Genomic DNA, 12,377 nt, shown 5'->3' on the forward strand with positions numbered 1-12,377 from the left:
GCCCAAGGACTCGCCCTGCAATGCCTCCGAACCGGTTTTGCTTGATGTTGTTCAGGTTGCTTATGCTCACAAAACTAAGTGAATGCTTCCGAAGCAAGTTTTGCCGGGTGTAATACCAGGAAGTGTCGCTAACAAAACTTTTAGGAGGAATCATCAATGTTATTGGAAGCTGTCTACCACCGCCCGCGTTTGAACTGGTCTTATGCCTATGATCATGACACGATTCATCTGCGCCTGCGCGCCAAAAAAGGGGATTTAACCGAGGTCTTCGCCTGGGCCGGCGATAAATATGCCTGGGATGCCACCAAAGAGCTGATCCCGATGACGCTGTTCACCTCTGACGCGATGTTCGATTATTGGGAATGCTCCTCGGTGCCTCTGTACCGGCGGCTGAAATATGGTTTTCTGCTGCAAAAAGGGCATGAACGGATCTGGATGACCGAAAGTGATTTCCAGACAGAGCGCCCGGCGAATCCGAACCGGCTGTTTGAATTCCCGTACATAAACCGCGGGGACGTATTTACTCCGCCAGCCTGGGTGAAGGACGCTGTTTTTTATCAAATTTTCCCTGAACGGTTCGCGAATGGCGACGCCAGTCTGAATCCGGCAAATGTACAGCCCTGGGGCGATACGCCTACACCGGTGAATTTCTTCGGCGGCGACCTGCAAGGGGTCATGGACCATCTGGATCATTTAAGCGAGCTTGGCATTACCGGCATCTATTTCACACCGATCTTCACCGCCACGACCAACCACAAATATGATACGGAAGACTACATGACGGTTGATCCGCATTTCGGTGATGTACAGACGCTGAAAAAGCTGGTCGCCGCCTGCCATGAACGCGGTATCCGCGTGCTGCTGGACGCTGTATTCAACCATTCCGGCCGCACCTTCGCCCCGTTTGTAGATGTGCTGGAGAAAGGCGAAGCGTCCCAGTACAAGGACTGGTTCCATATCCGCGAGTTTCCGCTGCAGGTGGTGGACAGCATTCCAACCTACGATGCTTTTGCCTTCGAGCCGCTGATGCCGAAGCTGAATACCGAGCATCCCAAGGTGAAGGAATATTTGCTTAAGGTAGCCGAGTATTGGATCACCGAGGTGGGTATCGACGGCTGGCGGCTGGATGTGGCGAACGAGGTGGATCATGAATTCTGGCGCGATTTCCGCAAAGTTGTAAAACGTGCGAATCCCGAGGCCTATATTCTGGGTGAAATCTGGCATGAATCAGCCCCTTGGCTGGAGGGCGATAAATTCGACGCGGTGATGAACTATCCGTTCACCGATGCTGTGCTCGATTTCTTCGTCTACTGCGCACTTGATGCCGAAGGCTTCGCCAACGCGATCGGCAAGCAGTTGTCACGTTACCCGCTGCAGGCCAGCGAGGTTGCCTTCAATCTGCTGGACAGCCACGACACAGCGCGACTGTTAACTGTGGCCGAAGGGGACAAGAACAAGATGAAGCTCGCTGCCTTGTTCCAGTTCACCTTCATGGGCACGCCTTGTATTTATTACGGCGATGAAATCGGCATGGACGGCGAAGGCGATCCGGGCTGCCGCAAATGCATGGAGTGGAATCCCGAGAAGCAGGACCGTGAGCTGTTCAGCTACTACCGCAAGCTGATCGAGATCCGCGGCAATCATCCTGCGCTCCGCACCGGTGCCTTCACCTTCCTGGAAGCCGGACGGCAGGGCAGCAAGCTGGCCTATGAGCGCCGGCTGGGCGATGACATTATTGTGGTGCTCATCAACACAGAAGAAACCGCCCAGACCTTCCGCATCGACGTGGAGGACCGCAACTGGGAGAACCTGCTCACCGGCGATTCACTGCTCGCTGAGCGCGGCAAGCTGTCGCTCAAGCTGCCCGCTTACGGATTCGCAGTGCTTAAAGCACTGGTGTAGGTGTTAAAAATTTCACAGTACACACAAAAGGCACTCTTCGCGATGAAGAGTGCCTTTTGTGTGATTAGATAGTTAATGCGTACTGCTGTGAAGCAAGCAGGCTCGCTGAGCCATGCCTAATTGCCGAGCAGCTTGTAAATTACCTGGGCGCTTTCGGCCCGGGTCATCCATGCTTTAGGGGCAAACTGGTTGTCCGTTCTGCCCTGCAAGAGTCCAAGCTCCGCAGCGGCACTCACATAAGAAGCCGCCCAGCCGCTGATCCCGGAAGAATCAGTAAACCGCACGCTGCCATTCGCCAGCTCAAGCTTCGTGCCCTGTTTGACCTCCAGCGCGCGGATGGCCATGACAGCCATTTCCTCACGGCTGATTGCAGCATCCGGGGCGAACAGGTCTTGGCTGCGTCCGGCAGCAATGCCCTGGCTGACCGCTGCCGCCACATAGGATGAATACCAGGCACCCGGCTTCACATCAGTAAATGTGGATTGCCCTTCCGCCTTTAGTCTGAGCGCGCGCACGAGCAGCGCGGTAAATTCCGCACGGGTGACGTTGTTCTTCGGCTTGAACTCGGCAGCGGTAACCCCGGTCACGATCTGCTTCGCACTGAGCGATTTGATCGCCGGAGCCGCCCAGTAGGCTGCGGGAACATCCTTAAAGGATTTGCTGACCTCAAGCGCCGCATACTTGCTGAAATGCGTAACCTGAGCTGTAAGCACATCATCTTGCAGTGCACCTCCCGCATAGTCCAATTTACCGTTATCGCCCAGGAAGTAGACACCAAGCAATGCCTTGTCTGGACTTCCCTTCAGCTTGAAGGCAAGTGTAACCGGCTCTGCAAACGAGGTTACCGGAATAACCGTACCGTCTTTGCGGACAACGCTGAGGGCAAGCTCATACACACCAGAAGCAGCCGTCACCGCCGTATTATCCTTGTTCAATGCATCGAGCAGAGCGCTTGATACACTGCCTTGAAGCGGAATTATGCGCAGCTCAATATGGGCACCGTCCGCATCCGCTCCGGTCACTGTCCCTTGCAGATTGCCGAGAACCTTGGCAGGCAGGGTTACAGAAAGCTCCGCGGTTTTGAGCAGCAAATCATTGGTTCCCAGCAACTGCGCAGCCTGAAGCGGGAGCAGAACGGCCTGTTTGCCTGCTGCAATCTCCACTTCCACCTTGCCATCCTTAGCGTTCTTCAGACTGTCCGCACTCACAAGCTGTGTACCCTCAGCAGGAGCCGGTGTTGGTGTAACAGCCGAAGTCGAAACAGGCGCAGGCGTTGGCGTAGCTGTTGGTGTCGGTGTCACCGTAGCTGTAGGCGTTGGCGTTGGTTTCACCGTCGGTGTAGGTGTTGGCGTCGGTGTCACCTTAGGCACTTCCGCCAAAATAACCGTTCCTCCGGCATCCCTGCCCGGCAGCTCAACCGCTATCTTTTGATCCTGCGGTACCGTATAGATTGTGCCGCTGTACTCATCAACAACCACCGTCTGTGCAGCAAAAGGAACCGGAATGCTGGCAGCTACAGCCGCCGTCTTCGTGTTAATGACAGTAACGATGCTCTCGTTGCCGTATTGCTTCGCAAAAGCCAGGTAGCCCAGCTCATCGGAGCCGGCCAGCTTCGTGCGCACGCCTTTGGAATATAGCTTAGAGTACTTGGCGCGGATATTCAGCAGCTTCTGGTAGTGATCGTGAAGTCCCTGCTCCGCTGTAAGCTGATCCCACGGCATATCTCCCCGGTTCTCGCTGAACTCTCCTTTGGACATATCCCCGGCATTTGCCCCGGACCGTCCCAGCTCTTCCCCGTAGTAAATAACCGGCTGGCCTTTGGCCGTGATCTGCAGAGCCGCTGCAATCTTCAGCTTGCCCTTGTCTCCGTCCACGTAATTGGACAGGAAGCCGTTCTCATCATGGCTGCTCAGAAATTGGGCCATCATCTTCGTATTGTCCATTTGTGTTTCCCGGTTCTGCAGATATGCGTCTACATCTCCGATTTTGCCATTCGCAAAATCTCTGGCAGCATTCTTGAAGCCGAAATCCAGCAGACTGTCCATCTGGCCGGACTGCAGATTGCCCCCGTCATTGTCCAGAGTGCCGCCGTAAAATTCACCGACCAGCTTGAACTTTGGATCTATGGCGGTCAACGCATTTTTGAAGGCTTTCCAGGTGGTATCCTCCACATGCTTAACCGTATCCACACGGAAATAATCAATCGTATCGCCACGCTTCGTCCGTGCATTGTCCAGCCAAGCGGTCTGCCAGTTAATCAGCTTCTCGCGCACCGCCGGGTCTTCGGTCTTGAAGTCCGGCAGTCCGGCTAACTCGCCTTTGACCGGATCGGTATCCGCCGATATGCCGTCCGTGCGCAGCATGCCGTCAAACCGCGCTTTGTCCTCAGCCGTTACGCCTGCATAATTGTCCCCTGCCTTCAGACCATAACCGGCGTGGTTGAGCACGACATCCACCATAATCTTAATGCCCTTGTCATGGGCCTTCTCAATCAGCTCCTTGAAGGTCGCCATATCGCCAAGATGCTCGTCAAGCTGCGTGAAATCCTTGGCCCAGTAGCCATGATAGGCATACTGCTTGCCGCCGAAATCAATGCCCTTGTTAAAATCAATATTGTCCACAATCGGCGTAATCCAGAGCGTGTTGATGCCCAGCTTCTGCAAATAATCCAGATTGTCGATCATTCCCCGGAAATCTCCGCCGTGGTAGGCTTCCAGATGTGTTTTATCAACATCGGCGTTATTCGAAGCATCCCCATCCTTGAACCGGTCAGTCAGCGCAAAATAAATCCGCGCTTCATCCCAGTCAAAATCCAGCTTATCATCCGTATACGTTCTTGCTTTCACTTCAACTGCGGCAGAGCCTTTATGCGTATTCCCGTATTGATCAAGCAGGGTAACCGGGATAGTCTTGATTCCCGCCGCCACGCTGTCCTTGACCGCAATCGCCTGTTTCATCAGCGTGGTATCAAGCTTCACCGCGCCTGGTCCGCCAAGGGCGGTCAGATCCATATAGCCGTCCACATAAGACACGTCTTCCGAAGAGGAAGCCTTCACTGTAATCACTGCATTTTCATTCGAGGTGACGGCTTTCGGCTGAACCGCTGCCTCGATGGTGACCTGCGGAATGTGATAGACGGCGGCCGATTCGCCATTCACCGTGTTTTTCTGGTCCGTCAGCTCTTCGGTCACGCCATCCCTGGTAATCAGGAAAGTGTACTTGTACGTGCCTTCCTGCACATTTTTAAGCTGATAGCTGAACCATTCCTTGGCTGCATCGTACTCCATTGGATATGCTGTGCCGTTTATTTTCACCTTCGCTTCGCTGATTGCAGCCATATTGTCACTGCGGAACAGGGCATCGTCCCGATACCGGAAGGTAATGGTTCCGTCTTTCATCACAGGTCCGTTAATGACCGGCTTGATGTCAAGCTCCTTCACCATACTGGTTACAATCACTTTGGTAAAAGCTTCGCCGGCACTCAGCGGGATGTTCCGGTCGTCCGGATAATCCTGCTTCCCGGTATTCCAGTCCGTGCCCTTGCGCAGCACAAAGCCTACACTTGTGGCATTCGGAGCCACCTCAATCAGCACGCTTGCCTTGCCGTCCTTGAAGGTAGTGAAGTCGATCTGATCGTTCTTAACCCCCGTATTCCACACCCAGAGGTTCCAATCCTTATAGTCCTTGTCTTCACGGACGTAAGTGAGCTGAACATAACGCTTGTTGTCTACGGCATCCTTGGTGACTTCAACAGTGATTTTGCTGGAGAGTCCGCCGTAGGTAACGGTAATTGTGGCGGTTCCCGCCTTCATTCCTTGGATCAGGCCCTTGCTGGTCACAGTGGCGATCTCTGGCTTATCCGAGACATAGGCTGCCGTATTCGTCACCGTTCTGGAGCTGCCGTCATCATATTTGGCCGTTATAGCCGTTTGACGGGTGCTGCCAATTTGCAGCTTGTAGCCCGAACTGTCCGCTGACAGGGAAGTCAGGACAGCAGCGGCGGCATCCTTGCGGATAACCACAGCGGTCAAAGGTTCAAGGGTAATGGAATTCGCCGTTAACGTGAAGCCGCTCCGGCCCGCAGCAGGAATTGCCGCATTCCCGGCTTCATCGTTGTCCACAAGCACCTGCCCTCCGGTCAAATCCTCGGAAAGAGTCAGGGTTCTTGCGGTATTGTCCCCGTTCACGAAGACATAATAAAGCCCGGTTCCGTCAGTTGCTTTATTCTTGTAGCCGATCACCAGATCGGTTGCCTTGATCTCCGGTGCGGTGATCAGGCTGACATTTGAGTCCACCAGACCTTTGTCGCCAAGCCGGAAGGCATCGGTCGATTGTCTCAGCTTAATGAGTCCCGAGGTGTAGACTCTGGTTGTATTTTGCACAGGATATTTGTCTTTGTCCGTCGCTTTCGCCCAATCGAACATGTTGACCGCATCCGAAGAATCATAGGAATCGTGAATAAAATAACCAAATGATTTCCCGTCCGCATCCTTCATCTCCGTATACTTCTGTTCGGGCACTCCTGCTGCCTTCCACTGCTTCGTGCGCCCATACTCCTGGCCTGCCTGCAGGAAGGCGGTCCCTTGAGACGTCAGCTCCAGCAGATTGCCGAGCCTGATCCGCTTCTGAATTTCCAGCTCGTTCTCTGCAACCGCCGGGTCCTTCTTAATGGACTGCGCAATGACATCATGCAGCGTCAGATTGTCGTGGGCTTCGATGTAAGGCACGACATCGCCCGGATCATCCGCCGGAATGTTGGAGGGCTGACCCTTGATATTGTTCAGGATTGTAGCGATGGAGCGCGCACCGCCCGTAATGAATCTCGGCTCGCCTTCCGATCCATAGCCGGACTTCAGCTCGTTGCGGAATTCATCGGAGAATACGCCGACGCTGTCCGTCTTATCCATCCACGCCTGATCTGCGCCCTTGCCGGCCAGTGCCGGATCGGAGGCGTCCCCGCCGAAGGTTTTCCAGCCTTCACCGATGAACAGCGCCTTCGGGTTAATGACTTCAGCGGCATCATAGGCCGCTTGAACCGCGTCTGCTGTCGCGTCGCCCATCATGTCCCAGCGCATGCCGTCGATTTTATATTCGCTGAACCAGTATTTGACTGAATCCACCATCAGCTTCTCGGCCATCTTATGGCTGGTCGCCAGATTGTTGCCGAAGCCGCCAATGAAATTGCCGTTCGCATCCTGGAAGGCGTAATAATTCGGCACGATATCATTCAGGAAATCCTTTTTCGCCATATGGGTATACACAACATCGAGAATGACCCCCATCCCCGCTTGATGCACGGCATCAATAAGGCCCTTCAGCTCCTTGATCCGTTCTTCGGGATCGGCAGGATTCTGCGAATAGGCGCCATCCGGCGAGAAATAGCTCTGCGGATCATAACCCCAGTTGTATTCATTGTTCTGGGTCGAATAGGTCAATTCCCTGTTGCCCATCTTCGTTTCGTCCCCATAATACCAGGCCATGACCGGCATGAGCTGAATATGGGTCACACCCAGGGATTTAATATACTCCAGCTTCTTCTCAAAAGCCGCATACGAGCCCCAGCGTTCGCCGCCCAGCCCACTTTCAATCGAAACATCGGAGGTGAAATCTCGCACGTGGACTTCATAAATGACGGCGTCCTCACGCTTCTCATAGCCGGGAATCTCCCCTGCCCGGAAGGCCGGCGGATTCGTTCCGCTCAAGTCAACAATAGCCGCTTTGCCGACTGTATCGCCATCCGGCCCTGCCGCACCCGTGGTGTCCACAGTGAACACAGCCATTGATTTGGCATAAGGATCAAGCACCGGCTTGCTTACTCCGTTATTGGTCACCTCGTACTGGTAGTAGTAGCCGCGCACATCCCCGGCTCCGCCGGGAGCGTCCAGATCAGACGGCTTCAGCTCTGCCGACCAGACCCCTTTAGCGCCTTGGGTTAAGCTGATCTGGCCTACCTGCTTGGCTGCATCTGTCTTGCTGTACACATTTGCAACCACACTGCTGGCCATCGGAGCCCACAGCTTCAGTGTCGCAGACTTAGCCGCCGGATGATAGGTAGCTCCCAGATCATCACTTGTGTAATTGTACATTTCATCAAGCATTCTCCAGCCAGCGGAAGCGGATACACTTTTCCCCGAATAGGTTACCGTCAGCGGCGCTTTATCCAGCTCGAAGGCCGCCGTATCCACTTCTGCCGAAGATTGGCTTTTAATAGTCACGGCAGTAACGGCAATTGGAGCGCCTTCCTTGTCCTGTACTGTAATCGCCGACTTTAACCCTGCCGCGTCCAGCCCGTCCGTCAAGGTGAAGGTAAGCAGGATTTTGCTGGTGGACAGCACTTCCGCTGCTGCCAGACTGATCGGCTGCTCGCCAAAAGGAGACACATATACCTGATTATCCCCCTGCTTGATCCAGAGCTGATTATAACGGTCCAGCAGGCTGAAGGTTTTGTCGCTTCCATCTTTGTCGCCGCTCGCACGGTTCACAACGACGAAGCCCATCTTCTTGGCATTCGCCTTGAGCGGAATATCTACATAAGCACCATAGGAGTCGGTATGCTCAGCTTGAAAAGGAACAGCATCTCCCGGCCAGGCTACCGGCAGCGAAGCCACATCGTCCCACAGCCACAAGCCGTACTGGCTATGATTGCTGTCCGTTCTCATGTAATGAATACGCACGGTATCCGCAGGAAGCGCTACAGGTTCATAAGGCGTTACGGTATCCGAACCCTGCTTAATCCATATCTCATTGGTCTGCGGTGTATTGATCGTAAATAGCTTGTCGCCTCCATCCTTGTCCTGTGTGCTGCGGTTGACGACGAGGAACGAGATTTTCTTCGCGCCGGCCTTCAGCGGAACATCGACATAAGCGCCATAAGTATCGGTTTGTCCTTCGGGAAATGGGGCTGCGCCGGTTGGCCAGTTCGCGGAGGGAGAGGCCACATCGTCCCACAGCCACAAGCCCTGATCGGCGTAGTCACCCGCAGTCCGGTTATAGTGAATCCGCATATGATTCTGTGGTACGGGAACAGCCTTTCCCGGATCGGACGGTGCTGTAAAAGCTGCGCTGACCCCGTGATCCTTCGCGCTATACTTAAAAGTCACTTTCAGATCAGCAGGAAGCTTCAAGGTCAATTCCTTGTCGGGATAGAACATATCCGCACCTGAAACATCCCCGGGAACAAATACCTGATAGGCATATTCACCCTTGGGAAGCTGGGCTGTCCGCTCATAGATTCCATCCAAATCAGCATCTGACAAAAGGGTCCCTGCATCAGCCGGAGAGGAATCCTTCGCATCTCCCAGCTCCGTTTGCAGCGTTCCGGTCAGTCTCGGCAATTGTCCCGCCGCAATCGGTGTGTAATACGTAGAATCCGCAATTTTCTTGGTGATGTCGTTATAGTAAAAGGTGACATTGGTTTCGGCTGTGAGAGTGAGCTGGATGTTGCCGTCTTTATCCGTTCCGCCCGGATTGGTGTAGCTGCCGTATCCGTAGCTCTCATCCCAGGTGCCGTTAAGCGCAACCTTGTATTCATAGACTCCTGCAGGCAATCTGCCTGTGAACTGGTACAATCCATTGTCCATGTAGGTCATTTGCGTCACAGTGGCAGCAGGGTTCCAGTCCCCTGTCGGCTCAGCCTCCGTCGATAATTCCGATTGAAGATTGCCTACCAGCACCACCTTGGCCGCCGCCGCATTCACATGAACCGGACCATAAGAAAAAGAGGAGAACACCAGAATAACGATCATGCTGACGGCGAATATTTTTTTGCCCCATAATGCCAGTCTCATTTGCCTAAATCCCTCCCAAATATAGATTTTTCCTTACAACTGCATTAGCCGCAGATGATTAAGGAATCGCCTTCTCCGGCTATTTGCGGCTTCTCAGGCCCGTGAAGATCCGCCCCCTCCTGTCCAAAAAATAAATAAAGCCATGTGCAACACTCCCATTCAATGCGCAAACGTTTGCAAAAATAAGCGACAGGCACAATTCAACAACCCATCTATTGGGACTGAAATAGGGGCCTGCCAAAACTCTATACTGTAAGCGCTTTATATTATGTTCACCATACTAATGCTGGACTTCTGTTGTTGTCAACTAGCAATTTACAATCCATATCCTGATCAAATCCAAAGCAAATGAAGCTACACTCCATGAAGTGTTGCACAAATATGGCGCATATAATTGCACACTTTTGCACCTTTTCCATATTTTCTGCGTTGATATTGAAATTAAGTTTATTGGGGGTAGTGAGATGAATAGCCCTGCGTAATCCCCGCCTCCGCTCCATCCTGCCGCAAGCTGGCCTTCCGAAAGACTTTCACTATTTACAATTATGAACACTTCGATTAATATTACTGTGTAAAGCAAACGGTTCCATGAGGAGGTTTCTATGACAGTTACCATCAAGGACGTGGCTAAGAAAGCGGGAGTTTCTCCCTCCACAGTATCCCGGGTGTTGTCAGGCCATCCAAGAATTAGCCTAGAAACTTCCCGTAAGGTCAAAGTGATTATGGAGGAAATGGGCTACACTCCGAATATGATGGCCAAGAGTCTGGTCTCGAAGACTACGAACAGCATTTGCATCATTCTTCCGAAGCCGGCTGAAGAGCTGTTCTCCAATTTGTTTTTTATGGAATTGATCCGTGGGATTGTCACACAATCCAGCCGTTCCGGCTATGATGTGCTGCTCAGCTCCGGAGCCAACGAAAAGGAAGAGCTTGAAGCCGTGTCCCGCCTGCTGAAGGGCCGCCGTGTTGACGGCGTTATTCTGCTCTATTCACGCAAGGACGATGCGGTAATTGATTTTCTGGAATCAGGTGGCTACCCTTTTGTTCTGGTAGGGCGAAGCGACCGCTATGAGAATATTTTATCGGTGGATAATGATAATATCATGGCTGCATTCGACGCTACGAACCACTTGATTGCTATGGGTCACGAACGTATTGGCTTTGTCAGCGGGCCGCCGAATCTTATCGTTTCGCGGGACCGGCTTGAAGGCTACCGCAGGGCGATGCAGGACAGCGGACTCGAAATGCGGGAGGAATGGATTGTCGAAGGCGAATTTCTGCAGGACAGCGGATACCGGGCGATGTCTTTTTTCATGAATCTCCCGAACCGTCCTACAGCACTGGTCGCAGTTGATGATATGGTCTCTTTCGGTGTACTGCGTGGACTGAATGAACTGAAGTACAAGGTTCCTAATGATCTGGCAATTGTCAGCTTTAACAACATTCCGCTCTCGGAATTGTCCAGCCCGCCGATCAGCAGTATCGACATCGGAATTTATCATCTTGGCTATACGGCCTCCCAGGTGCTCATCCAGAGCATTCAGAAGCCGGATAACCATGACGGATATACGAACCGGTTCGTGATTCCCCACCGCTTAATCGTAAGAGAGTCTTCCATGTTTTCTCCAGTGAAGAAATGATCACACAAGCAGAAACGGCTACCCGTCCTTAGAAGGAAGCCTAAGCTTCCGAAGCAGCGATACTCCGTATCGCTCTCAGGTATCCGTTTCAGCGGGAAATATAAGGATAAAGTATAGTGTGAAGCTTATACTTTCTTATATTTGAGCAAAATAAATGAAGCTATCAACGCTTCATTTATTTTTTCGAACTTTGTACAAACGTTTGCGCTGAATATAAAACTTTTAGGAGGTTTAACATGCCAGAAATTAAAGCCTGCCTGTTCGACTTGGACGGTGTGCTCGTCGATACCGCCAAATATCATTATATCGCCTGGAGAGAGCTGGCCGAGCAGCTCGGCTTTGTCTTCACCGAGCAGGACAATGAACGCCTCAAGGGCGTCAGCCGTGCCGCTTCGCTGAATATTCTGCTGGAAATCGGCGGACTTGTATTGGATGAAGAGAGAAAAACGCAGCTAGCCGAACAGAAAAACAACCGCTATGTCGAGTATATCTCCAAGATGGACAGCTCGGAGATTCTGCCGGGTGCGCTGGCATTCCTTAAGGAATGCCGCAACCAGGGCATCAAGGTCGCTCTCGGCTCCGCCAGCAAAAACGCAATGACCATCCTGAACAACACCGGCCTGACTCCCTATTTCGATGCCATCATTGACGGTACACACACCAGCGCCGCGAAGCCTGATCCTGAGGTCTTCCTTCTTGGAGCTAAGGCCCTCTCCGTTGCTCCCGGGGACTGCGTCGTCTTCGAGGATGCCGAAGCGGGCATCATCGCCGCGATCCGCGCCGGCATGAGCAGCGTCGGCATCGGTTCGCCAGCGACGCTGGCGAAAGCGAATCTTGTCGTCCCTTCCCTTGAGCAGATCAGCGTTGCAGCCCTGCGGGAATCATTTGCAGGACTTTGACGAACATTAACAGTTAAAGGTAATGTGAGTCCCTGCTGCTCTACTCTTTATAAAATGAATTAAAAATGCGTTATTAGGGTTTCGGTGACGAAGCCACGGAGCAGAAGTTTGGAACTGGAGGAGCGGTAGCGTCCGCCTTTATAATCAGA

4 protein-coding genes are annotated in these 12,377 nt (G+C 52.8%); 3 read left to right on the forward strand and 1 reads right to left on the reverse strand.

From position 1 onward, the window contains the following. The first annotated feature begins 156 nt into the window (after positions 1 to 156). Positions 157 to 1,902: an alpha-glycosidase gene (locus B212_RS0117370; RefSeq protein ID WP_019912220.1), complete on the forward strand. Its 1,746-nt coding sequence runs from the start codon at positions 157 to 159 to the stop codon at positions 1,900 to 1,902. Between the two features lie 116 nt (positions 1,903 to 2,018). Here the strand turns inward: B212_RS0117370 and B212_RS0117375 are convergent, their stop codons facing one another. Beyond that, the gene (locus B212_RS0117375) at positions 2,019 to 9,689 is read right to left on the reverse strand and encodes a pullulanase (RefSeq protein WP_019912221.1); all 7,671 of its coding nucleotides are present in this window, start codon (positions 9,687 to 9,689) and stop codon (positions 2,019 to 2,021) included. A gap of 602 nt (positions 9,690 to 10,291) precedes the next feature. Here B212_RS0117375 and B212_RS0117380 point away from each other — a divergent pair. Both B212_RS0117380 and pgmB read left to right on the forward strand, forming a co-directional pair. Further along, positions 10,292 to 11,329: a LacI family DNA-binding transcriptional regulator gene (locus tag B212_RS0117380; RefSeq protein ID WP_019912222.1), complete on the forward strand. Its 1,038-nt coding sequence runs from the start codon at positions 10,292 to 10,294 to the stop codon at positions 11,327 to 11,329. Positions 11,330 to 11,565: 236 nt separating this feature from the next. Next, the gene (pgmB, locus tag B212_RS0117385) at positions 11,566 to 12,228 is read left to right on the forward strand and encodes a beta-phosphoglucomutase (RefSeq protein WP_019912223.1); all 663 of its coding nucleotides are present in this window, start codon (positions 11,566 to 11,568) and stop codon (positions 12,226 to 12,228) included. Positions 12,229 to 12,377 lie beyond the last annotated feature (149 nt).

The sequence above is a fragment of the Paenibacillus sp. HW567 genome (genome assembly GCF_000374185.1).
GTDB lineage: Bacteria > Bacillota > Bacilli > Paenibacillales > Paenibacillaceae > Paenibacillus_AQ.

What these genes read in the sequence shown, in the direction of transcription:
- B212_RS0117380 (WP_019912222.1), top strand. Translation starts at nt 10,292, where the DNA reads ATGACAGTTACCATCAAGGACGTGGCTAAGAAAGCGGGAGTTTCTCCC.
- B212_RS0117375 (WP_019912221.1), bottom strand. Translation starts at nt 9,689, where the DNA reads ATGAGACTGGCATTATGGGGCAAAAAAATATTCGCCGTCAGCATGATC.
- B212_RS0117370 (WP_019912220.1), top strand. Translation starts at nt 157, where the DNA reads ATGTTATTGGAAGCTGTCTACCACCGCCCGCGTTTGAACTGGTCTTAT.
- pgmB (WP_019912223.1), top strand. Translation starts at nt 11,566, where the DNA reads ATGCCAGAAATTAAAGCCTGCCTGTTCGACTTGGACGGTGTGCTCGTC.